This window comes from Streptomyces sp. NPDC001914 (assembly GCF_042891215.1).
GTDB lineage: Bacteria > Actinomycetota > Actinomycetes > Streptomycetales > Streptomycetaceae > Streptomyces.
The window spans coordinates 75,104-96,391 of the sequence record NZ_JBIASW010000007.1; the positions used below are offsets into that span (position 1 = coordinate 75,104).

General features: G+C 71.5%; 21 protein-coding genes. 10 read left to right on the forward strand and 11 right to left on the reverse strand.

Going from position 1 to position 21,288, the window contains the following annotated elements; all coding sequences use genetic code 11:
* Positions 1–12 precede the first annotated feature (12 nt).
* On the reverse strand, positions 13–387 hold the full coding sequence (locus tag ACFYYF_RS20775; protein ID WP_388777711.1) for a cupin domain-containing protein: 375 nt from the start codon (positions 385–387) through the stop codon (positions 13–15).
* A gap of 122 nt (positions 388–509) precedes the next feature.
* Here ACFYYF_RS20775 and ACFYYF_RS20780 point away from each other — a divergent pair, with 122 nt between their 5' ends.
* Together ACFYYF_RS20780 and ACFYYF_RS20785 are read left to right on the forward strand one after the other, a co-directional pair.
* Positions 510–956, forward strand: coding sequence for a MarR family winged helix-turn-helix transcriptional regulator (locus tag ACFYYF_RS20780; RefSeq protein ID WP_388777713.1), 447 nt, complete (start codon positions 510–512; stop codon positions 954–956).
* Positions 957–1,126: 170 nt separating this feature from the next.
* Positions 1,127–1,987, forward strand: a complete 861-nt coding sequence (locus ACFYYF_RS20785) for an esterase/lipase family protein (protein ID WP_388777716.1) — start codon at positions 1,127–1,129, stop codon at positions 1,985–1,987.
* A 158-nt stretch (positions 1,988–2,145) separates the two neighbouring features.
* Here ACFYYF_RS20785 and ACFYYF_RS20790 read toward each other — a convergent pair whose 3' ends face one another.
* Positions 2,146–3,186 (reverse strand): lytic polysaccharide monooxygenase, encoded by a 1,041-nt coding sequence (locus ACFYYF_RS20790; RefSeq protein WP_388777719.1) that lies wholly within the window; start codon positions 3,184–3,186, stop codon positions 2,146–2,148.
* Between the two features lie 924 nt (positions 3,187–4,110).
* Between ACFYYF_RS20790 and ACFYYF_RS20795 the strand changes: the two genes are divergently transcribed.
* Positions 4,111–4,656: an RDD family protein gene (locus tag ACFYYF_RS20795; protein WP_388777721.1), complete on the forward strand. Its 546-nt coding sequence runs from the start codon at positions 4,111–4,113 to the stop codon at positions 4,654–4,656.
* 179 nt (positions 4,657–4,835) lie between these two features.
* A complete protein-coding gene (locus ACFYYF_RS20800) occupies positions 4,836–5,321 on the forward strand; it encodes a GNAT family N-acetyltransferase (protein WP_388777723.1) in 486 nt (161 codons plus the stop codon).
* 35 nt (positions 5,322–5,356) lie between these two features.
* Here the strand turns inward: ACFYYF_RS20800 and ACFYYF_RS20805 are convergent, their stop codons facing one another.
* Positions 5,357–5,491, reverse strand: coding sequence for a hypothetical protein (locus ACFYYF_RS20805; RefSeq protein WP_361679791.1), 135 nt, complete (start codon positions 5,489–5,491; stop codon positions 5,357–5,359).
* 224 nt (positions 5,492–5,715) lie between these two features.
* Between ACFYYF_RS20805 and ACFYYF_RS20810 the strand changes: the two genes are divergently transcribed.
* A complete protein-coding gene (locus ACFYYF_RS20810; RefSeq protein WP_388777727.1) occupies positions 5,716–6,339 on the forward strand; it encodes a class I SAM-dependent methyltransferase in 624 nt (207 codons plus the stop codon).
* A gap of 291 nt (positions 6,340–6,630) precedes the next feature.
* On the opposite strand, the gene ACFYYF_RS20815 is transcribed toward ACFYYF_RS20810, so the two are convergent.
* Positions 6,631–7,131, reverse strand: a complete 501-nt coding sequence (locus ACFYYF_RS20815; RefSeq protein WP_388777730.1) for a DUF402 domain-containing protein — start codon at positions 7,129–7,131, stop codon at positions 6,631–6,633.
* Positions 7,112–8,041 carry a GNAT family N-acetyltransferase gene (locus ACFYYF_RS20820; protein WP_388777733.1) on the reverse strand — a complete coding sequence of 310 codons (930 nt, stop codon included), beginning with the start codon at positions 8,039–8,041 and terminating at the stop codon, positions 7,112–7,114. Before ACFYYF_RS20820 ends, ACFYYF_RS20815 begins: the two co-directional genes overlap by 20 nt.
* Positions 8,042–8,112: 71 nt before the next feature.
* Here ACFYYF_RS20820 and ACFYYF_RS20825 point away from each other — a divergent pair, with 71 nt between their 5' ends.
* Complete coding sequence (locus ACFYYF_RS20825) at positions 8,113–8,487, forward strand: GntR family transcriptional regulator (protein ID WP_388777736.1); 375 nt, start codon at positions 8,113–8,115, stop codon at positions 8,485–8,487.
* Positions 8,488–8,549: 62 nt separating this feature from the next.
* Here the strand turns inward: ACFYYF_RS20825 and ACFYYF_RS20830 are convergent, their stop codons facing one another.
* A complete protein-coding gene (locus ACFYYF_RS20830; protein WP_361679777.1) occupies positions 8,550–9,644 on the reverse strand; it encodes a DUF5925 domain-containing protein in 1,095 nt (364 codons plus the stop codon).
* Positions 9,645–9,994: 350 nt separating this feature from the next.
* Here ACFYYF_RS20830 and ACFYYF_RS20835 point away from each other — a divergent pair, with 350 nt between their 5' ends.
* Complete coding sequence (locus tag ACFYYF_RS20835; RefSeq protein WP_388777738.1) at positions 9,995–10,801, forward strand: SGNH/GDSL hydrolase family protein; 807 nt, start codon at positions 9,995–9,997, stop codon at positions 10,799–10,801.
* A 107-nt stretch (positions 10,802–10,908) separates the two neighbouring features.
* Here ACFYYF_RS20835 and ACFYYF_RS20840 read toward each other — a convergent pair whose 3' ends face one another.
* From ACFYYF_RS20840 to ACFYYF_RS20855, 4 genes are all read right to left on the reverse strand, one after another.
* The gene (locus ACFYYF_RS20840) at positions 10,909–12,546 is read right to left on the reverse strand and encodes a protein kinase (RefSeq protein ID WP_388777741.1); all 1,638 of its coding nucleotides are present in this window, start codon (positions 12,544–12,546) and stop codon (positions 10,909–10,911) included.
* Positions 12,547–12,591: 45 nt separating this feature from the next.
* A complete protein-coding gene (locus tag ACFYYF_RS20845) occupies positions 12,592–14,514 on the reverse strand; it encodes a sulfite exporter TauE/SafE family protein (protein WP_388777744.1) in 1,923 nt (640 codons plus the stop codon).
* A complete protein-coding gene (locus ACFYYF_RS20850; RefSeq protein WP_388777747.1) occupies positions 14,511–16,172 on the reverse strand; it encodes a tetratricopeptide repeat protein in 1,662 nt (553 codons plus the stop codon). Before ACFYYF_RS20850 ends, ACFYYF_RS20845 begins: the two co-directional genes overlap by 4 nt.
* A 131-nt stretch (positions 16,173–16,303) precedes the next feature.
* Positions 16,304–17,845 (reverse strand): DUF4331 domain-containing protein, encoded by a 1,542-nt coding sequence (locus ACFYYF_RS20855; RefSeq protein ID WP_388777750.1) that lies wholly within the window; start codon positions 17,843–17,845, stop codon positions 16,304–16,306.
* 283 nt (positions 17,846–18,128) lie between these two features.
* Here ACFYYF_RS20855 and ACFYYF_RS20860 point away from each other — a divergent pair, with 283 nt between their 5' ends.
* From ACFYYF_RS20860 to ACFYYF_RS20870, 3 genes are all read left to right on the forward strand, one after another.
* On the forward strand, positions 18,129–18,671 hold the full coding sequence (locus tag ACFYYF_RS20860) for a sigma-70 family RNA polymerase sigma factor (protein ID WP_361679759.1): 543 nt from the start codon (positions 18,129–18,131) through the stop codon (positions 18,669–18,671).
* A 55-nt stretch (positions 18,672–18,726) separates the two neighbouring features.
* Positions 18,727–19,515 (forward strand): anti-sigma factor, encoded by a 789-nt coding sequence (locus ACFYYF_RS20865; protein ID WP_365485384.1) that lies wholly within the window; start codon positions 18,727–18,729, stop codon positions 19,513–19,515.
* 115 nt (positions 19,516–19,630) lie between these two features.
* Complete coding sequence (locus ACFYYF_RS20870; RefSeq protein ID WP_361679753.1) at positions 19,631–19,900, forward strand: hypothetical protein; 270 nt, start codon at positions 19,631–19,633, stop codon at positions 19,898–19,900.
* A gap of 157 nt (positions 19,901–20,057) precedes the next feature.
* Here the strand turns inward: ACFYYF_RS20870 and ACFYYF_RS20875 are convergent, their stop codons facing one another.
* The gene (locus ACFYYF_RS20875; protein ID WP_388777755.1) at positions 20,058–21,266 is read right to left on the reverse strand and encodes a CaiB/BaiF CoA transferase family protein; all 1,209 of its coding nucleotides are present in this window, start codon (positions 21,264–21,266) and stop codon (positions 20,058–20,060) included.
* Positions 21,267–21,288 lie beyond the last annotated feature (22 nt).

Consider the following 21,288-nt stretch of genomic DNA (forward strand, 5'->3'; position numbering starts at 1 on the left):
ACCCTCCAGGCCCTAGTTGGCCCAGGGCGGGGTGAGGGTCGAGCCGTCGGCCAGCTCCGCCCGGAGGCCGATGGACGTGGTGACCCAGGAGAGCGCGGCCTCCTGGGCCGGGTTCTCGATGCCGAGCGTCGCGCCCGGGGTGATGATCACGGTGTCGCCCGCGGTGATCCGTTCGGTGCGGCCGTCCAGGGTGACCAGCAGTTCCCCGGAGAGGAGGTGGAAGATCTCCTCGCGGTTGACGGTGTGCACGGGAGCCTGATGCCCCCCGGGAATCTCCGCGCGCCAGGCGCACAGTTCCTTGCTGCCGCTGCGGGGAGCGGCGTACGAGGTGAAACGGGCGCCGTGGACCTCGTGGACGACGGCTTCGGACGAACGGACGACGGGCACGGGTGCCTCCAGAATCGGCGGGTCCGGCCAAGCGCTCGAATATGGTCAAGCAACTTGACTACTTATTTCGAGATTATGGTCAAGCAGCTTGACCGAATAGTCAAGGGTGTTTGAATGCGTTCGTGCAGAACTCCGAGGCCATGGCCCTGTCCGCCGCCCTGCTCGCCGCCGCCGGCGAGCTGACGCAACGTATCCACGACGGCGTGGTCGCCCGGGGATTCGAGGGGGTGCGGCCCGCGCACGGCTTCGCCTTCGCGCGGCTCGCACCGAACGGGGCGACGGTCACCGAGGTCGCCGCCCATCTGGGCGTCACAAAGCAGGCCGCCAGTCAGCTCGTCGAGGAGCTCGTCCGCAAGGGGTACGTGGAGCGGCGTCCGCACCCCGACGACGCGCGGGCCCGGCTCCTCGTGCTCACCGAACTCGGGTGGGCCTGCACCCGGGCGGCGGAGGAGGCGGCCGCGGACGCCGTGCGGGCGTGGGCCGAAGTGCTGGGGGAGGGTGAAACGCGCGCGTTGTGCACGCGTTTGGCGCGCATCGCGCCCTACGGTCCCATCAGGCCCGCCTGGTGACACTCGGTCACCGGGGGCGGCCGCCCTGGTTATCACTGAAAGTTTTTACTGACGCGTAACTTCACACGTCTGCTACTCGCCCGTAACTTGACGAGTGAACAGCATCCTCGTGATCCGGATCACTGGGCGTACACCCCCACAACTCCCTTGAGCCGCAAGGAGATCACCCGATGCTGCCCTGGAAGCGAGTGCTCAGACCCCTGGCCGCGCTGCTCCTGACCGCCACGGTCGCCGTCGTCCCCGCTGCCACAGCACAAGCTGATTCCGCCCCCAGCAGTGGCTGGAACAACTACTCCTGCAAGCCGTCCAGCGCACACCCCCGCCCCGTCGTCCTCGTCCACGGAACCTTCGGGAACTCCGTCGACAACTGGCTGGCCCTCGCCCCCTACCTGACCAGCCGCGGGTACTGCGTCTTCTCGCTCGACTACGGGCAGTTGCCCGGCGTCCCCTTCTTCAACGGCCTCGGCCCCATCGACAAGTCGGCCGCGCAGCTCCAGGTCTACGTCGACAAGGTCCTCACCGCGACCGGCGCCGCGAAGGTCGACCTGGTGGGTCACTCGCAGGGCGGCATGATGCCCCGCTACTACCTCAAGTTCCTCGGCGGAGCCGCCAAGGTGAACGCCCTCGTCGGTCTCGCCCCCGACAACCACGGCACGACCCTCAACGGACTCACCAAACTGCTCCCGTACTTCCCCGGCGCGGAGGACCTGCTGACCGCGGCGACTCCGGGACTCGCGGACCAGATCGCCGGCTCCGCGTTCATGACCAAGCTCAACGCGGGCGGCGACACCGTCCCCGGCGTCCACTACACGGTCATCGCCACCAAGTACGACGAGGTGGTCACGCCGCACGGGTCGGAGTACCTGAGCGGATCCGACGTCCACAACGTCCTGTTGCAGGACCTGTGCGGACTCGACCTCTCCGAGCACGTGGCCATCGGGGTCTTCGACCGCATCGCGTACCACGAGGTGGCGAACGCGCTCGACCCGGCGCACGCGTCCACCACCAACTGCGCGTCGGTCTTCAGCTGACCGGCCCGACGGACCACTCGTCCATGGTGGTCCGCCCGGGCATGCCGGCGTGACCGTCCGTCCGTCCGCGTTCCGCGCCCGCGGAACGCGGACGGCGGGCCACGCCGCCGGGGGCTGTCCGGCCTGAGCCGCCGGTCAGCCCCCGGAGCCGTTCGCCGTCAGCGCCCCCGACGGCTGTCCGGGGCCGCGCGCCGCCGCACCGAGGCGAACAGCGCCGCGGCACCGAGCGCGAGCGCGGCGGCACCGCCGATCGCGATGTACGAGGTGGAGGCGTCGCCACCGGTCTCGGCGAGGCTCCGGGACGAACCGGCGGCATCCGGAAGGTTCTCCGAGGAGTCCGTCGCGCCGGCCGTGGCCCGGGTGTCCTCGGCCGTACCTGCCGACTTGGTGTCCTCGGCGGTGCCCGCGCTCGCGGTCGGCTCCGCCGACGTGGAGGCGTCGTCGTCACCGTGGCCGTGGTGCTCCACGGTCGACTTGTCGCCGCCGTCCTCGATCTGCTTCTCGGAGGGCGCGGAGGCGCTCGGCGCGGGAGCGCCGCCGCCCGTGCCCTTGCCGCCGCCCGCGCCGCCGAACGCCACGTCGGAGCAGGAGTAGAAGGCCTCCGGACTGTCCGAGCGCTGCCAGACCGCGTACAGGAGCTGCTTGCCGGAGCGCTCCGGCAGAGTGCCGGAGAACGTGTAGAAGCCCCCCGAGGCCACCGGGTCGGTGGCCGTCGCGACCGGGTGCGCAAGGTCGAGATCACCCCAGCCCAGCGGCTGCGACGGGTCGTAACCCGCCTTCGTGATGTACACCTTGAACGTGCCCTTGTGGGGCGCGGTCACCCGGTACTTGAAGGTGTACGAGCCGCTGCTCACGCTCGTCGCGGGCCAGTCGGAGCGCGCCAGGTCGAGCCCCTTGAACTCGGTGTTGCCGGCGCTGCACAGCTTGCCGTCCGGGATCAGCTCCTGGTGCCGCCCGTTCGCGTCGCCGATGCGGATGCCGTTCCAGTCGTAGAGGGCCTGGGTGCCGCCCGCCGCGACAGCGGCCTTGCAGGCGTCCGACCGGGGGCTCTCCGGACCTTCCGCGTAGCACTGGGACACCCGGCTCACCGGGTCCCCCATCGAGCCGTGCGCCGAGGCGGGCACCGCGGCGAGCGCTGCCAGGGCGAGCGGAGTGACGCCGAGGACGGCGACACCGGCGGCCTTGCGGCGTACGGACATGGGGAACTCCTCGAACGGTCCTGGTGAGTGGGGGAGTCCCGCACGGCGTTCCGTGCGGGGATCCCGTGGGGGGTGATCAGAAGCTAGCCCCAAGAAACCGTGGAATCGCCTGCTGAGGGCGGGTGGGGGAGATCCTTATGGTGCCGTTAAGGCGGGGCTAACGGGGGGCTCAGGAACAGGGGTTGAAGGGTCCGTTCCGGGTGGGCGGGCCGTCTGCTGGGCGGGCGGCGTACCGGGTGGGCGGGTCGTCTGGTGGGTGGGAAGCGGCAGGTCACGGATCGGTGCCGTTTCCTGCGTGAGGGTGGTCACTCCAAGCGACCGATTCCGTCCGGCGGGTGACGGTGTGTCATGTCGCCTGGGTGGTTTGTGAAGATCTTTACGGGGATGTGGTCATGTCGCCGAACAAGATTCGCCGAGGCGTGGTTCATCGTTTTCGCCGGTCAGGGGCATCTCGACAGCGCATGCATATTGCAAGAGTCTGTGGCTGCTGCTATCAATTGCACACGCAGCAGCCACAAGATCTTCACAACGTGGAGAACCCTCTGTCGGTTCGGCGCTCGAGGCGTGGCCGCATCGGCGGACCGCATGCCGCATGCCGGTTCCCCAGCCGGCATCCGGCCCCCTGACGCGTCCGGGTGGTCGGGGGGTTCGCGCGGTTCCACCCACAGGCCCTCGGGCCGCCCAGTCCCTCGGGGAAGCACATGAGCACCTGTCCGTCCCGCGCCGAACCCGGCCGACCACGACGACGGACGGTGATCGGCTCCGGTCGTGACCGGCTCCTCCCGCTGTGAGGGCCGGGGGACCCGCCGCGCCCCGATCCCGCCCCACCGCGCCCGCCGCCGCGGAACCCGTACCGCGAGCGGCATGTGCAGGCACGCCTTTCCCAACACCCCTGAATGTCCCGACCCTTTGAGGAGCAGTGCCATGGACCTGAACAAGACGTCCGAAGCCCCGGCCCAGACCCCGGCCGCGCCGGCCGCGCCGGCCGCGCCGGCCCCGACGCAGGCGCCGGGCTTCGGGCCCGCTCCGGTCGTGCCCGCCGGTCACGCCGCGCCCGTCGTCCCCGTCCCGATGGCGGGCTACGCGGTGTACGTGCAGACCGTGCCGAAGGAACTGCGCGTGGGCGCCGGCGCGCGTTTCGTCGCCTACCTGCTGAACCTTCTGCTGATGGTCGTCACCCTGGGCATCGGCTGGCTGATCTGGGCCATGATCACCTGGTCCTCGGACTCGGCGAACCCGGGCCAGAAGCTCATGGGCCTGAGCGTGGTGAAGAAGGACACCGGCGTCCGGCTGACCTGGGGCGAGCTGTTCGTCCGCAACTTCCTGCTGGCCGGCGTGGTGCTGGGCTTCCTCAGCGCGATCACGCTGACCATCGCCGCCTGGGTCAACCTGTTCAAGATCTTCGGCAGCGAGAAGCAGAACCTGGTGGACTCCATGGCCGGTTCGGTCGTCGTCAGGCGGACCGTCTGAGCCTCGGCGGCCCAGCCTCCGCCCGAGTACCGGCACCTCATGACCTGCGACTGAGCAAGCATCCGCACCCCATGGCCTCCTCCTGAGCTGGGAAAATGCCCTCCCAGGAGGTCATGGGGTGCTTACGGTGTCCCGGAGGACTTCCGGGATCGCGATCAAGTGGGCAGGTGGGTGCGGGCATGGCGGAGACGTCCGGGGAATCAGGGGTGACGCCCGAGGGGTTCGGGGTACGGGCGGCCGTCGCCGCCGACGTGCCCGTCGTGAAAGCCGTGATCGACGCGGCCTTCCAGCCCTACGTGGAGCGCATCGGGCTCGTACCGGTGCCCATGGAGGCGGACCACGCGGCGAACGTGGCCGCGGGCCGGGTGTTCGTCACGGGGGACCCGGTCCTCGGGCTCGTGGTCGTCGAGGAGCGCCCGGACCATCTGTATCTCGACATCATCGCGGTCCGGCCCGATGTCCACGGTCAGGGCATCGGGGGCCGGCTGCTGCGCTTCGTGGACGCGCACGCGCGGGCACTCGGACTCGACGAGATCAGGCTCTACACCAACGCGATGATGTGGGAGAACCAGAAGATCTACCCGCGCTACGGGTACGAGGTCGCCGAGCGGCGCACCGACGGGCCCTACGACCGGATCCACTACCGCAAGCGGCTGAACCGTTGATCCGGCTGACCGCGCGCCGGGCACGGCACGCCGGCTCAGCCGTCCGGCCACCAGGTGCGCGCGATGTCCTTCCGGACCTCCGGGCGCTCGGCGGGGCGCTCGTCGGACTCGTCCCGTACACGGCGGGAGTCCGACTTCCTCAGGGGCTTCTGCACGGTCACACGGCGCATGGCTGCCTCCTCGGGCGTCTACCGGATTCCGCGGTTGTACGGAGGTAGACCCTTTCGGGGAGAGTTCCTCATCGGCCGCGATCTGTCTGTGGCGGCCGTCACCCACCCACCGACGGTCACTCACCCCCACCGACCGTCACCCACCCCACCCCGCCGAGAGTCACCCACCGGCCGTCCGCGCCGGCGACGACCGATTGTCAGTGGTGGGTGACATCGTGGAACGCATGGTGAGCGACAGCGGTACGCATGCAGGGGCGGGCTTCGACTGGGACGCGGAGGCGGGCACGTTCGACGAGGAGCCCGACCACGGACTGCGCGATCCCGAGATCCGAGGTGCCTGGGCGGGGCGGCTGCGGGACTGGCTGCCCGAGAAGCCCGGTGATCTGCTCGACGTCGGCTGCGGCACCGGCAGTCTCTCGCTCATAGCGTCCGAGCAGGGCCACCGGGTCACCGGAGTCGACCTCGCGCCCGGCATGATCGACCGGGCCCGCGCCAAGCTGGCCGGGCGGGACGCGGCCTTCCTCGTCGGTGACGCGGTGGCGCCGCCCGTCGGAGAGCAGCGCTTCGACGTCCTGCTCAGCCGTCATGTGCTGTGGACGCTGCCCGATCCCGCGCGCGTGCTGCGCCACTGGCGCGGGCTGCTGCGCCCGGGAGGGCGGCTGGTGCTCGTCGAAGGGGTGTGGGGGACCCTGAGTCCCGTCGGCATATCCGCCGAGCGGATGGCCGACCTGCTCCGGCCCCTGCTGTCCGACCCCGCCGACCTGCGGCTGGAGCCGTTGTCGGCCGACGCGCGACTCTGGGGCCGGGACGTCGAGGACGAGCGGTACGCGGTGGTGGCCCGCTTCTGAGCGGCACCGTTCACGGAACGGCACCGTTCACGGAGGGGCACCGGGCGGAGCCGGTCGCCGGGCGGTGCCGCTCCGCTTCGTGAGGTTGCCGGGGGAGGGTCCTGGGAGAGGTTGCCGAGCCGACTCGCCGAAGGGCGCGTTCGGCAGTCTCACCGGACGGGGCCGCGGAGAGGCCAGTCTCTGGACGGGGCCGCGGAGAGGCCAGTCCACGGACGGGCCCGCGGAGAGGCCAGTCCACGGAAAGGTCCGCGGGGAGGCCAGTCCTCGAGCGGGTCCCGGGGCGGACCCGCCCTAGGCGAGCAGGTCCTCGAAGCCGCCCTCGCGGGCCAGGTGTTCGAGGTCGTCCAGGGCCTTCTCGGCGGCGGCCGCGGCAGCCGGGTCGGTGGTCGTCAGGCCGCTCTCCGCGAACTCGTCCTCGTCCAGGCGTCGTACGTCCCCGCCGTCGGCCGAGCGCCACAGGTCGAGGTCGAGATCCTCGACGACCAGCCGGCCCGCGGAGACGGTGGCCGGACGGGTGATGTCGCAGTACCAGCCCTTGCGTTCACCTCCGGCGTCCCGGACCTCCTTCACCGAGTACCAGCGGTCCCGCCAGTAGTACTCGGTGAAGATGTCGCCCTTCTCGAACCGCACGAAGCCGAAGTCGCGGACGCCGTCCCCGGCCCAGGGGGCGCGCACGATCACCCGGGTGCCGTCGTCGGCGAGCAGTTCGGCCGGGTAACTGATCTTCGTACGGCCCGCCTTGACGAGTACGATCTCCAGCGTGCCGGGCGTGTCAGCCGAGGTCACGGACATACTTCACCTCCGTTGCGCAGATTTCATAACCGAACCAGGTGTTGATCGCCAGCATCGGCCCGTTGCCGGCGTCGTTGCCCGTGAACGCGTCCGTGAAGCCGGCCGCGCGGGCCCGGTGCAGGGAGTGGTTCTTGGCGAGCTTGGCCAGACCCCGGCCCCGGAAGGCGCGGCTTGTGCCCGTCATCACGGTTCCGTAGCGGGTGCCGCCGTCGGTGCGGGCCGCGCTGAACGCCGCGGGGCGTCCGTCGACGAGCGCGACGGACGTGAGCTCACGGTTCAGGAGAGGGTGGTTCCACGTCTCCGTCAGCCAGGCGTCGTAGTCGGTGAACTCGCGCTCCGTGTCGCTCGGTTCGTCGATCACCGTCTCCGCGTCGAGCAGGAACAGGGGGCGCGGGTCGTCGGCGAAGTCCGCCCCGGTGCGCAACTCCACACCGTCCGGCGGGGACTGGAGCGGGGGCAGGGTGCCGTTCGCCAGGTCCAGGCGGAGGAAGTGCGCCGGGCGGGCGGCGCGATAGCCCCGCTTCTCGGCGAAGGCGCGGTTCCGCTGTGTGTCCAGGACCCAGGAGTGCAGCCTGGTCGCGCCCAGCGCGGCCAGCCGCTCCTCGGCGACGCGGGCGAGCAGCGAGCCCGCGCCGCGTCCCGTCCGCCGCGGGTGCACGTAGATGTTGAGGCTTGCCTGGCCGGGCTCCGGGCTGTCGTACACGAGGCCCACCTGCGCGGTGCCGATCAGTTCCCCGTCCTCCTCGGCCAGCAACGGCTGGTAGTGGGAGTCCGGATGGGCCCGTTCCAGGTCGTAGGCGACGGACTCGGGGGTGAAGAGCATGAACGGGAGGGCTTGGTGACGGATGCGCGCGAAGTCCGCGGCGTCCACCGGGTCCCCGTGCCGCAGCTCGCGAACGATCACGGTCATGTGATCGCACGTTACGCGGGCGCCGCGGGCGGGTGCCTCTCATTTTCGCGCGCGTACGGGACAATCGCCGGGTGACCCTGAAGATCCGCATCGCAGAGGGGGCCGCGCCGTACGAGCAGGTGCGCGCCCAGATTTCCGAGCAGGCCCGGTCCGGAGTGCTGCCGGTCGGCTACAAGCTGCCCACGGTACGGGGGCTGGCGGAGTCGCTCGGCCTCGCGGCCAACACCGTCGCCAAGGCCTACCGGGCGCTGGAGTCGGACGGGGTGATCGAGACGCGGGGCCGCAACGGCACGTTCGTGGCGGCCGCCGAGGACGCCGCTTCCCGCGAGGCGGCGTCGGCCGCGCAGGCCTACGCCGAGCGCGCGCGCCGGCTCGGCCTGACCGAGGACGCCGCACTGGACGCCGTACGGGACGCCCTGCGGGCGGCCTTCGAGGCCGCCGACTAGCCACCGGGCCACGCCGTGAGCAGGCAGCCCGACCCGGCAGCCCGGGCTCGGGCCGGGGGCGGCTACAGATACAGCCCCGCGTCCGCGCCCTCGCGTTGGTCCGGGACCGAGGTCGGGGTCGTCCCGCGGCGCAGGGCGTACAGCTCCGCGAGGGTCGCGCCCTCGCGCGAGATGCCTTCCTCGGTGCCCAGCCAGCCCACCGCCTCGCGACGGGTGAGCGCTCCGACCTCGATCCGGGCGAGGCAGCGGCCGGGGCGGACGACGGCGGGATGCAGGCGCTCCAGGTCCTCGTTGGTGGTGACACCCACGAGGACGTTGCGGCCCTGGCCGAGCAGTCCGTCGGTGAGGTTGAGCAGCCGGGACAGCGCCTGGCCCGCCGTGTGCTTCGCCTCGCCGCGGATCAGTTCGTCGCAGTCCTCCAGGAGGAGGAGCCGCCAGCGGCCCTTGCCGGAGCCGTCCTCCTCGCCGATCGCGATGTCCATCAGATAGCCGACGTCGGAGAACAGACGCTCGGGGTCCAGGACGCAGTCGACCTGGCACCAGTCGCGCCAGGAGCGGGCCAGCGTGCGCAGGGCGGAGGTCTTGCCCGTGCCGGGCGGGCCGTGGAGCAGGAGCAGCCTGCCCGCGATGTCCTCCGGCGTCGTCTTCATCAGACGGTCCATGGCGTCCGCCACCGGCGCCGTGTAGTTGGGGCGGACCTCCTCCCAGGTGCCCGCCGAGATCTGCCGGGTCGTGCGGTGCGGTCCCCGGCGCGGTGACACGTACCAGAACCCCATCGTGACGTTCTCCGGCTGCGGTTCGGGTTCGTCCGCCGCGCCGTCCGTGGCCTGCTTCAGGACCTTCTCGGCGAGCTCGACGCTGGTTGCCGTCACCGTCACGTCGGCGCCGCGGTTCCAGCGGGACACCAGCAGGGTCCAGCCGTCGCCCTCGGCGAGGGTGGCGCTGCGGTCGTCGTCGCGCGCGGAGCGCAGCACCCTGGCCCCCGGCGGGAGCAGCGTGGCCCCGGACCGTACGCGGTCGATGTTCGCCGCGTGCGAGTGCGGCTGCTCGCCCGTCGCGAAGCGACCGAGGAACAGCGCGTCGACGACGTCCGACGGCGAGTCGCTGTCGTCGACGTTGAGCCTGATCGGCAGAGCGTCGTGTGGGTTCGCAGACATGTCGCCATGATCTGTCACACGGGCGCCCCGTGCACCCGGTTTCCGCGGTGCGTCGCGTGTGTCGCGCCCGGTTCCGTTCTTCGGGTGTATCCCCTCCCTCTTGTTCCCCAAGGGTGTTACGGCGGTCCCGGGCCGGACGGCCGTCGTTCTCTGCTAGGCCTCCGGGAGTTGACGGGTCGTGCTCCCGTGTCATCCGGCCGTCATTCAACTGTCATGGATATGTAGCGAAATATGTGATGAACGGGGCGGATTCAGTACTTCTTGCCTAAGAGTCTTGGCATGGACACTTCCTGTCAACACGCGTAGCTGCTACCAAAGTTGTGGCAGAGATCCTGCTAAAGGGAGGTTCCATGAGACGTCCCAGAATTTCGGCATACATGACCTCACTCCTCCTGGCCGCCGGCCTCGCCCTCACCGGGGCGGCGGCGGCCGAGGCGCAAACCGCGGCGGCCACCGGCTACGTGGCGCTCGGTGACTCCTACTCCTCCGGCGTCGGAGCGGGCAGCTACATCAGCTCCAGCGGTGACTGCGACCGCAGCACGAAGGCGTACCCCTACCTGTGGAAGGCCGCCCATTCACCCTCGTCGTTCGACTTCACCGCCTGCTCGGGCGCTCGTACGGGTGATGTCACGGCGAATCAGCTCGGCCCGCTCAGCTCCTCCACGGGCCTCGTCTCGATCACGATCGGCGGCAACGACGCCGGTTTCTCGGACGTCATGACGACCTGTGTCCTGCAGTCCGAGAGCTCCTGCCTGTCACGCATCGCCACGGCGAAGGCGTACGTCGACTCCACACTCCCCGGCAAGCTCGACTCGGTCTACTCGGCGATCAGCGCGAAGGCCCCGGCCGCCCACGTGGTCGTCCTCGGCTACCCCCGCTTCTACAAGCTCAACGGAAGCTGCCTGACCGGTCTTTCGGAGACCGAACGGTCCGCCATCAACGGCGCGGCCGACTACCTGGACAGCGCCATCGCCGCCCGTGCCGCCGCCCACGGCTTCACCTTCGCGGACGTCAGGGGCACCTTCGCCGGACACGAGATCTGCTCGGGCAGCGCATGGCTGCACAGCCTGAACTGGCTGGACATCGGTGTGTCGTACCACCCGACGGCGGCCGGTCACTCCGGCGGCTATCTGCCGGCCTTCTCCGGAGCCGTCTGACCTCCGGGCCCCCACCCCGGACTCCGGGTCCCCACCCCGGAACCCTTCGAGAGAACACCCGTCCCGGCAGGGAGGACGCCCGCCCTGCCAGGGACACCGCCCGCCCCTCAGGGCGTGGCGGACACGGATGCGGAGGCCCCGTCCGTCGGGGTCTCCGTCTCACACGTGATGGTGAACGGAACGGAGTCGGAGGTCACGCGCACCGGGCTGCGCACCTCCACGCTGATCGAGTTGGCGAACTCCCCGCTCGTGTCGTACGTCGTCGCCACGACCGTCTTCTGCTGCGTCCGGCCGCCGTTCGCGGGGAACGACAGCGTCTTCCAGCCCGGATCGGTCACCTCGCCGGTCTTCGTCACCCAGCGGTACTCGACATCCACCGGAACCCGGCCCACGGTGAACGTCGCCGTGAACGAGGGAGCCTCGGCACTAGGCGGCGGACACGTACCGCGGTAGTCGGTGTGATGCCCCGAGACCGTGACGTGGACGGACTGCGCGGGCGGGGCGCTGGTCGGACTCCCGCTCTCCGGAGCGCTGCTGGAAGGGCTCTGACCGCCGGTCGCACCGGCGGTGGCACTCTCGCTCTTCGTGCCGCCCGAGGTCCCGCCGGCCGCGGTGGTGCCGGTGCCGCCACTGCTGTTCCCCTGCCCGGTGTTCCCGCCGCCGTCGTCCTTGTTCAGCAGGGCGTACGTCAGTCCGCCGAGGGCGAGTGCCAGCGCGACCAGGCCCGCGATGATGGCGACGGTCGCCCGGCGGTTGCGGTCGGGCTCCGCCGCGGGGGTGGCCGAGGCCAGGGTCGCCGGAGGCGGGCCGAACCCCTGGGGCGGTGTCGCGGAGGACGGCGCCGGAACTCCGAACGCCCCGACCGTCGGAGCCTCGGACGAGCGGGGCGTGACGCCCTGGGGGCGCGTGGGCGCCGTACCGCCCGCCGCGACCACGCGCATCTCGTGCTCGGCGGATTCGGCGCTCGTCCGCTCGGCCGGGTCCTTGGCGAGCAGCCCCTCGATGACGGGGGCGAGCGGGCCCGCGTGAAGGGGCGGCGGCAGCGGTTCGTCGACGATGGCCCGCAGGGTGCTCAGCGGAGTGGGCTGCCGGAAGGGCGAGTTGCCCTCGACCGCCGCGTACAGCAGCACGCCGAGCGACCACAGGTCCGACTCGGGACCGGGGGTGCGCCCCAACGCCCGCTCCGGGGCGAGGAATTCCGGCGATCCGATGACCTCGCCCGTCATGGTCAGGGCGGAGCTGCCCTCGACCGTCGCGATGCCGAAGTCCGTCAGGACGACCCGTCCGTCGTTCGCCATCAGGACGTTGCCCGGTTTGACGTCCCGGTGCAGGACCCCCGCCTCGTGGGCGGCGCGGAGCGCGGCGAGGACCTCGGCGCCGATGTGGGCGGCGCGCTGCGGATCCAGCGGCCCCTCGGCGTCCAGCAGATCGGAGAGGGCGATCCCGCGGATCAGCTCCATCACGATCCAGGGCCGGCCGTCCTCCATGGCCACGTCGTACACCGTCACGACATTGCGGTGGGAGACACGGGCCGCCGCCCACGCCTCCCGCTCCAGACGCGCGTACATCCGCTCGATCTCGGAGTCGGGAAGTCCGGCAGGGGCGCGGACCTCCTTCACGGCGACCTCGCGTTGCAGCACTTCGTCGCGAGCGCGCCACACCGTGCCCATCCCGCCTTCGCCCAAGGGCGAGAGCAGCCGGTAGCGCCCCGCGATCACACGTTCACTGCCCGGATCTTCGGACACGTGCGTCCCCCATTCGCATCCGCGCGATTTCTCCCCAAAAGTACCTCAGCCGAGTACGGATGCCGCCCCCTTGAGCACCAATCCGGCCCCGAGAGCCACGACGATCAGCGCCGAGCCGAGGGGCGCGGTCCTGCGGACGAGGAGCACGAGGCGTCCCTCGGCCCACCGCCGGCGTCCGGCGAGGGCGCGGTTCACGCCGCTGCCGAGCTTGACGACGGCGAACCCGGCGGCCGTCAGCGTCAGGGCCAGTCCGACGCCGTACGCGAGCACGAGAAGAAGGCCGAACCAGGCCTGGCCGAGCGCCGCGGCGCCCACCAGGACGACGACCGCCGACGGACTGGGCACCAGCCCACCGGCGAAGCCGAGCAGGATCGTTCCACGGAGGGTGGGCGCGATCTCGTGGGTGTGGGTGAAGCCGCCGTGGGTGTGTTCGAGGGTGGAGGAGTGGGGGGTCCCGGCCGCGTGGTGCTGGTGGTCGTGACCGTGGTCGTGGTCGTGGTCATGGCTGTGGTCGAGCGGGTGCGGGTGTGCTTGGTCCTGGGGCCGGGTTGCCGTCGCTGTCGCCGTCGCGGTGGAGGTGCCGGTCGTGGCGGACGCGGTGGCATGGGCCAGTACCAGCGGGCGCGAGACGTCCACGTGGTCGTGACTGTGGTCGTGTTCGTGTTCGTGGTCGTGCGTGTGCGCGGGGACGGGCGGGTGTTCGTGGTCGTGAGTGTGGCCCGGTCCGTGGTCGTGGTCGTGGTCGTGGGGATGGGGATGGGCCGGGACCCGGTCCTGGCCGTGATCGTGCGGGTGCTCATGCCCGGGAGCGGAGGTGTGGTCGTGGTGGTGGTCGCGCGCATGACTGTGGCCATGCCCATGCCCATGCCCATGCCCATGGTCGTGGCCGTGCCCATGAGCATGACCGTGCTCGTGCTCGTGCGCGTGTGCGGCAGGTCGGTGGCGCCAGGCCCGGCGCAGGAGTGTGGCGCCCGCCCCCATGACGAGGACACCGCTGGACACGCCCAGCCAGGCGATCACGGAGGGGGCGGCCGCGGAGCCCGCGGTGACCAGCAGACCGAGCGCGACGACCCCGAGCGTGTGGGTGACCGTCACCGAGGCGGCGAGCGGCAGCACGTCCTTGAACCGGGCCCGGCCCCCGCGCGCGGCCGCCGTCGCGGCCATCAGGGTCTTGCCGTGGCCCGGCGCGAGCGCGTGCATCGCGCCCAGGCCCACGGCGATGAGCAGGGCGAGGGCGGCGAAGCCGAAGGTGAGATCGTGCCGGGCCACGAGGTTGTTCAGGGCCTGGGTCCAGCGGTCGGCGCCGCGCGGGAGCACGGAGGCGGCCGGGGCGTCGCGCCGCTCCTCGACGAGGGCGGGGCCGCCGGGGCGGATCCGCAGCGAGGCGGTGGCGGTGTCGGAGGGCGAGGAGAGCAGTGCCTTCGGGTACTCGGTCAGCTCCGCCGAGACGGATTTCCGCGGTACGTCGGAGGAGACGAGCGTCATCCGGTCGCCCTGGGCGGTGATCTCGCGCCAGCCGGGGCCGTGGTCGGCGCCCGCGCCGTGGAAGCCGACGGTGAGCGTGCCGGCGCCGGACGTCGGAGCCGTCAGCCGGCACTCCACACGCAGGGTGTCGAGTCCCGCCTGACCCGGCCGCAGGCGTGCCGTGCTCGTGCCCACGGACAGCGTCACCGCGCGCCCGTTCACCGTGACCTCGCTGTCGCGCGCGGCGGTGTCGCACCGCTGCCGGGCCCAGTCGGCCATGCCGAGCCGTTCGATGTCCGGCTTGGCCTGGGTGGCGGGGATCTCGGCCAGGTCCTCGACGTGATCGACGCGCAACTGCCCCGGGGCGGCGACGAGTCCGTCGTAGCGGTTGACCGTGAAGTTGCCGAGCGGATGCGCGCTCGCGGACCCGGAGGGGACCACGACGAGCGCACAGGCCGCGGTCAGGACCGTGCCGCACAGGGCGAGGAACCGGGGCGCCCTCACTTCACGGCCTCCAGTGCCTCACGGGCCTCGTGGGCGCCCAGCGGAGAGAAGCCCGGGTTGAGGTCGAGGGCCGCCTTCAGCGCCGTGCGGGCCTCGCCGGTGTGGCCGGTGGCCTTCTCGATGACGCCGAGGTGGTAGAGGAAGGAGGCGTTGCGGTAGCCCGTCGCCGTGGCCCGGCGCGCGTACGGCAGGGCCTCCGCGTCCCGGCCCGACACGTGCAGGGCCCAGGCGAGCGCGTCCGCGGTGTGCACGGTGTGCCGGCGCGCCCATTCGGCGCGGGCCGCGGCGAGCGCCGCCTTGTGGTCGCCGTGGTCGGCGGCGGCCAGCGCGGTGTCGAGGTCGGCGTTGACGCCGTAGGCGTGGGCGAGGGAGATCCAGGCGTTCACGAGCGTGTACTGGTCGCGGGCCTTCCGCGCGTCTCCGGCGGCGCCCCGTGCCTCGTACAGCTCGCCGAGTTCGACGAGAGGCTGGGGGAGGGGGAAGCGCTGCACGACCAGTTCCATCCCCTTGATCGCCGCCGCGCGGTCGCCCATCGCGGCCTGGGTGCGGGCCCGGCCCTCGAGGGCGGGGAGGTAGGCGTCGTCGGCGGCGAGGGCGCGGGCGTAGTAGGTGAGGGCGGACCGGTAGTCGCCCTGGTTCCAGGCGAGTTGGCCGAGCGCGGACGCGACGTACGAGATGTCGCCGCGGCTGGTCGCCGTCGCGAGCGCCTGCTCCAGGACCCGGCGGGCGGTCTTCACGTCGCCGCGCAGCTCGTGGACGTAGGCGTACCGCGTGAAGACCGGGACGCCCGGGCGCCGTGAGTCCGCCAGGTCCGCGGCCTTCGACGCCTCGTCGTACCGGCCGAGTTCGACGAGGGCGTCGATGCGGGAGGACAGCGCGCGTTCGCTGTAGGGGTTCTGCTGCAGCGCGAGGTCCGCGTACTTCAGCGCGCCGGTGAAGTCGTGCCGGGCGGCGGCGAGGGCGGCCCGTCCGGCGAGCGCGGGATCGTAGTCGGGCCGCAGCTTCAGGGACTTGTCGAGCGCCTTCTGCGCCTGGGGATAGCGGGAGGGGTCGCCCTTGGTGCGGGCCTGTTCGACGTAGGCGAGACCGAGCGTGGACCAGCCGCCGAAGTCCTTTGGCTGGGCGCGGAGATGGGTCTGGAGAGAGAGGACGCTCGCGTCGAGGTCGCCGCTCGCGAGCAGTTGTGGGGACACGCCGTTGGAGACGGCCGCGACGGCGGGAGTCGTGGAGCCGTCCCTCAGCGCGCCGAGCACCACCGCGCCCGCCGTCATGGCGACGGCCAACGCCGCCGCGCAGAAACCGAGTTGAGCGGCCCGCCAGCGGCGCTGGGACTGCGACAGCCGACGCACGGCGGCCACCCGCTCGTCGGCGCCGGACTCGGTGCCGTCCTGGGCGGTGTCCTGGGTGGTGTCTGCGGCGCCGTCCGTGCCGGTGCCTTCGGAGGTGTCCTCGGCGCGGGTGTCCGCACCGGGCACTGTCTTCGGGGCTTCCGGGGCTTCCGGGGCTTCCGGGGTGACCGGGGCCTCCGGGCCGGCCGGGGTCTCCCCGGCCGCGGTCGCCTCCGCGGTCTTCTCGGCGGGCACGGCCCCCACGGTGTTCTCGTCGGGCGTGGCCCTTTCGGCGTCCGGCGTCGCGTTGTCGTTCGTACGCGAGGACATGCCCTCTCCTCAAAGTCCTTGGTGAAACGGTCGTCGTGGGGGGTGGGGCGGCGCGGCCCGCACCGTGGGGGGTTCGAACTGCGTGCGGGCCGCGCCAGTCGGTGAGCCGGGTCGGCGGACCCGGCGCCGGGTCAGTAGGCCCGGTTGTACATCCGTCGGCGCCACCACAGCAGACCGGAGCCGATGAGCAGGATGCCCGCGGCGCCCGCCGCGGCCGAGCCCGCGATCAGCACGGTGTCGGTGCCGCCGCCGGAGCCGGCGCCGGCCGGCTGCAGCGCGTCGCCGAGCTGGCTGCGCACGTCGGTCCCGCTGGTCGTGCCCTTGGCGAGCGCGCCGCGCGAACCGGAGGTCGGCTGGGCCACGTACGGGAACGACTTCTCGAACTTCTTGTCGTTCTTGTCGACCGCGTCACCCAAGTCGTTCTTGGAACCGACCAGTTCACCCTCGACGACCTGGAGCGAGGCGTCGATCACGTCGTCCGTGAGACGGCGGCCGTTCGGGAAGCCCGCGTTGTCACCGTCGAGGACACCGAGCCGCTTGGGGTGCATGGTCGGCTTGATCGAGGTGTTGAGGCGCAGTTCCTCGGCCGGACGCACGTGCGGCGGCTGGTTGAGGCCCTTGACGCCCTTCAGGAACACGTCCACCAGGTCGTTGCGGGGCTCGGCCGGGGCCTTGATCTTGTAGATCGCCTCGATGAGCTTCGGCAGCTCCGGGTTGGTCACGTTCTTCAGGAACTGGGCGTCCTCCCAGGGCGCGGACGCGTTGAACTTGTCCTTGTCCTTCTGCGGGTTGACGACCTCGTTGACCAGCGGCATGCCGAGACGCGAGACCTGGGTGTAGTGGCCGCGGGCGTCCCTGCGCTGGGTGGTGGACCAGATGCCGACGACCGGCTGGCCCTCCGACTCGCGGATCATGTCGTTCGGGACCTGCAGGGCTATGGAGTTGACGTTGTAGCCCTTGAGGGTGTCCCGCCCGACCTCGGTCAGGTTCCCGCCGTACAGCAGGTCGAAGACGCGCAGGTCCAGGAAGAAGGGGTCGTCCGCCTGGCCGGCGAACGTGGTCGAGCCGCCGGCGAGCTTGGACACCGCCTGGTAGCGCAGCTTCGCGTAGTCCGGCATCGACGCCTTGCCGACGTTGGACGGAGCGACCGGGACGTCGTCCGCGACCTTCGTCTTCGAGACCAGCCGCTGGTTGTGCAGCCGCAGCAGATCGATGTCGTACGTCTGGGTGATGTTGAGGTCCGGGTCGTCGAGGCTGGTGACCGGACCCGTGTTGTAGAGGAACGTGTTGCCGTTCTTGCGGTGCGTCTTGAAGGTGTAGCGGTAGATCAACTCACCTTGCGCGTCACCGTTGTTGTCGATGTGGATGTCGTACTGGGCGTCGTCGGCGAACGTGTAGAAGTTCGGGCCGCCCGCGGGTTCCTCGAAGGGGATCCAGTTCGCCACGATCGTCGTCGTGTCCGGCTTGTCCGGGCTGACGAAGGCGTACACGTCCGTGTTGTCGTACTGGGGAGTGCCCGAGATCAGCGGGGCTTCCCGGTGGCTGGAGGCGGAGGCCGCCCCCGGCGTCAGCGCCGTCGCACCGGCGGCCGCGAGCCCCCCGGCAGCCAGCGCACCGCATACGAGGGTCGCGAGAGTCCTGCTACCCGCGCCGCTCCTGGAGATAGGTGTCATGCCGTCCGTCCTCTGTCCAACTTGCCTGACGCACGCCATTCGGAGCGGTCGCCGGGGTGGATTGGTCGAATCCCAAACGTCTTTACGGCGGTTCCCCCGGCTTGTTTCATCGACGGGGCGGCTTCTTTCGCAGGACGGGGGGAGCGGACCGGTCACGGGCACCGGAACTGGTCGGCGGCGGACACGCGTTTTCGGCTCGCTGATCCGTAACCCATCCGTAGACGGGTTCGCCGCGAAGACGTAAGGGAAAGGACGGTCCGTGCACGGCCGGAGAGGGGGACGGGTGGAGGCTGACGAGCTACTGGTACTGGTGGCCGGAGGCGACCAGAAGGCGTTCGAGGAGCTGTACGGACTGGTGTCCGGGCCGGTGTTCGGACTGGTGCGCCGTGTGGTGCGGGACCCCGCGCAGTCGGAGGAGGTGTCGCAGGAGGTCCTGCTCGAACTCTGGCGCTCCGCACCGCGGTTCGACCCCAGGCGCGGCAGCGCGCTCTCCTGGATCCTCACGCTCGCGCACCGACGTGCCGTCGACCGGGTGCGCAGCGCCCGCGCGGCCACCGAACGCGAGCAGCGCGAGGGGCAGCGCAACCACCACCCCGCGTTCGACCAGGTCGCCGAGGAGGTCGAGGCCGGTCTGGAACGCGAGTGGGTCCGCCGCTGCCTCGACCGGCTCACCGCCCTGCAGCGGCAGTCCGTCACGCTCGCCTACTACGACGGCTACACCTACCGCGAGGTCGCCGAGCGGCTCTCCCTGCCGCTCGGCACCGTCAAGACCCGTATGCGCGACGGGCTCACCCGTCTGCGCGATTGCCTGGGAGGGGTCGCGTGAACGTCACCGACCGCCTGCCGGGCCGTGATCCGAACGGAAGAGAGGGGGGTGCCGCATGAGCGTCCTCGACCGACTGCTGGGCCGCGATCTGCACTCGCTCGCCGCCCCCTACGCCCTCGACGCGCTGGAGGGCGACGAGAAGCGCCGCTTCGAACGCCATCTGAGGGGCTGTGACCGCTGTGCGGAGGAGGTGCGGGCGCTGACCGAGGACGCGGTACGGCTCGCCTGGTCCACGGTGGCGGCCCCGCCGGCCGCGCTGCGCGAGCGGGTGCTGACCGCCGTACGGGCGACACCGCAGGAGCCGGCCGCGCGGGAGCTGCCCCGGGTGCGGCCGTCCCGTCAGCCCGCGCGTGCGCGCGCCCCCCGGTTCCGTCCGCTGTTCGCCCCGCTCGCCACCGCCACGGCCGCCGCGGCCCTCGTCGTCGCCGCGCTCTTCGCGGTGCAGGCGACCCAGGCGCGCGACGATCTGAACCAGGAGCGCGCCCAGGCACGTGAGATCGCCCACGTTCTCGCGGCGCCGGACGCGCGGGCGACCGGTGAACGGGACGCGCGGGGCCGCGGAATCGGAGTAGTGGCCTCCGCGTCGGAGCGGCGCGCCGTCGTGACACTGAGCGGACTCGGCACGCCCTCGGGCGGGCGCGTTCATCAGCTCTGGCTCATGCGCCCCAACGAGAAACCGCGTTCTCTCGGCCTCTTCGACGGCGACACGCCCCTCGTCGCCGACGGACTGAACCCGAACGCGACGTCACTCGCAGTGACGGTCGAGCCTCACGGGGGCTCAGAACAGCCCACTACCTCGCCTGTTGTCCAACTCGCCCTGGAAACGCTTGGATTCGGAGAGTAACCGTCAACCTCCTTGTGGGGAAGGTGAATCCTTTGTCCGAGATACACGCGCGCCACGAGGGGGCGATAGGGTTACTCTGCCCGGGCCGGGTGGACTTGTACGGGTGGGGAGTGACATGGAACAGATAACAGTGCGCAGCAGGGCACGCGTCCCTGCGATCACGTGCGGGAGCAGCGCGACCAGTTCGCGCCTCGACCGACATCTCGCGGTGCTCGGCGGCCCCGCCATACCGCAGCGAGAGGCTGCCGAGGCGACGTCGCTGATGCGTGAGCTCACGACCCGCGACCACGCGCACGACAGCGGCTCCAGGGGTGCGCGCGTGCGGCGGGTATCGCTCTTCGCTCCGCTCAGGCGGCTGCGGCGTTCGCTGTTCGGCGACCGCTGACCGCTGTCGGCACCGGCCTTCCCGACCCGCGCTCCGGCGACTCCACCGCACCGGCGCACAGCCGCCCTTCCGCGTCCGTCATCCCCACGGCGGGCGGCGGTGCCCGGTGATCACCACCTCCGGAGCGCGGGTCACCACCTTCACCGAGCCGTGAGGCTCAGCGCACCACTCCGTCCCGCCGCAGCTCGGCGACGTCCGCGTCCGCCATGCCCAGCGCCCGCAGCACCACCCCCGTGTGCTCGCCGAGCCGCGGGACGGACCCCATGCGCGCCTCCTCCCCGCCGGGCAGCGTGATCGGGGGCAGCAGCGCCCGCAGCGGCCCGACCGGCGATCCCACCTCCCGCCAGCGGTTCCTGGCCGCGAGCTGCGGATGCTCCGCCACCTCCGTCACGTCCCGCAGGCGTGCGCAGGCGATGCCCGCGGCCTCCAGGCGGGCCACCGCCTCGTCGGCTCCGAGCTTCCCCAGTGCCTCGCCGACCAGGGCGTCCACCGTCTCTCGATGGGCCACCCGCGCCGCATTCGTCGCGAAGCGCGGATCGTCCGCCGCCTCGGGCCGCCCCGCCACCTGCTGGGCGAGCCGCCGCCACTCGCGGTCGTTCTGCACCGACAACAGCACGTGCCCGCCGTCCGCCGTCGAATAGACGTCGTAGGGAACGATGACGGCGTGGGCGAGGCCCGTACGGGCCGGTGGCGTCCCGTCGTGCATCGCGTGGTGCAGCGGATGCCCCATCCACTCCGCGAGCGCGTCCAGCATCGACACCTCGACCGGACCGCCGCGCCCGGTCGTGCCGCGCCGCACCAGCGCCGCGAGGACCCCCGAGAACGCGTACATGGCCGCCGCGATGTCCGCGGCCGGGATGCCCGCCTTCACCGGCTGCTCGGGCGTCCCGGTCACCGACACGAGCCCGGCCTCGCACTGCACGAGCATGTCGTACGCCCGCTTGCCCGCGTACGGCCCCGAGGGACCGTAGCCGGAGATGTCCACGGCGATCAGCCGGGGATGCTCGGCACACAGGGTCGCCGCGTCCAGGCCCAGCCGCGCCGCGGCCCCCTGGGCGAGGTTCTGCACGAACACGTCCGCGTCCGCGACGAGCCGTCGTACGACGTCGAGCCCGCGCGGGTCCTTCAGATCGAGGGCGACGGACTCCTTGCCCCTGTTGCACCACACGAAGTGCGAGGCCAGGCCCCGGGCCGCGGTGTCGTAGCCGCGCGCGAAGTCCCCGCCGTCGATCCGCTCGATCTTGACGACCCGGGCGCCGAGATCGGCGAGCTGCCGGGTCGCGAACGGCGCGGCGACGGCTTGTTCGACGGCGACGACGGTGATGCCTTCGAGGGGAAGGGGATCGGGCTGCATGCGATGGATCATGACCCCTGGACATACTTTTGTC

Bases quoted from the DNA above. Each gene is read 5' to 3' on its own strand.
- ACFYYF_RS20785 (WP_388777716.1), top strand. From the start codon at position 1,127: ATGCTGCCCTGGAAGCGAGTGCTCAGACCCCTGGCCGCGCTGCTCCTG.
- ACFYYF_RS20790 (WP_388777719.1), bottom strand. From the start codon at position 3,186: ATGTCCGTACGCCGCAAGGCCGCCGGTGTCGCCGTCCTCGGCGTCACT.
- ACFYYF_RS20795 (WP_388777721.1), top strand. From the start codon at position 4,111: ATGGACCTGAACAAGACGTCCGAAGCCCCGGCCCAGACCCCGGCCGCG.
- ACFYYF_RS20800 (WP_388777723.1), top strand. From the start codon at position 4,836: ATGGCGGAGACGTCCGGGGAATCAGGGGTGACGCCCGAGGGGTTCGGG.
- ACFYYF_RS20805 (WP_361679791.1), bottom strand. From the start codon at position 5,491: ATGCGCCGTGTGACCGTGCAGAAGCCCCTGAGGAAGTCGGACTCCCGC.
- ACFYYF_RS20810 (WP_388777727.1), top strand. From the start codon at position 5,716: ATGGTGAGCGACAGCGGTACGCATGCAGGGGCGGGCTTCGACTGGGAC.
- ACFYYF_RS20815 (WP_388777730.1), bottom strand. From the start codon at position 7,131: ATGTCCGTGACCTCGGCTGACACGCCCGGCACGCTGGAGATCGTACTC.
- ACFYYF_RS20820 (WP_388777733.1), bottom strand. From the start codon at position 8,041: ATGACCGTGATCGTTCGCGAGCTGCGGCACGGGGACCCGGTGGACGCC.
- ACFYYF_RS20830 (WP_361679777.1), bottom strand. From the start codon at position 9,644: ATGTCTGCGAACCCACACGACGCTCTGCCGATCAGGCTCAACGTCGAC.
- ACFYYF_RS20835 (WP_388777738.1), top strand. From the start codon at position 9,995: ATGAGACGTCCCAGAATTTCGGCATACATGACCTCACTCCTCCTGGCC.
- ACFYYF_RS20850 (WP_388777747.1), bottom strand. From the start codon at position 16,172: ATGTCCTCGCGTACGAACGACAACGCGACGCCGGACGCCGAAAGGGCC.
- ACFYYF_RS20855 (WP_388777750.1), bottom strand. From the start codon at position 17,845: ATGACACCTATCTCCAGGAGCGGCGCGGGTAGCAGGACTCTCGCGACC.
- ACFYYF_RS20865 (WP_365485384.1), top strand. From the start codon at position 18,727: ATGAGCGTCCTCGACCGACTGCTGGGCCGCGATCTGCACTCGCTCGCC.
- ACFYYF_RS20870 (WP_361679753.1), top strand. From the start codon at position 19,631: ATGGAACAGATAACAGTGCGCAGCAGGGCACGCGTCCCTGCGATCACG.
- ACFYYF_RS20875 (WP_388777755.1), bottom strand. From the start codon at position 21,266: ATGATCCATCGCATGCAGCCCGATCCCCTTCCCCTCGAAGGCATCACC.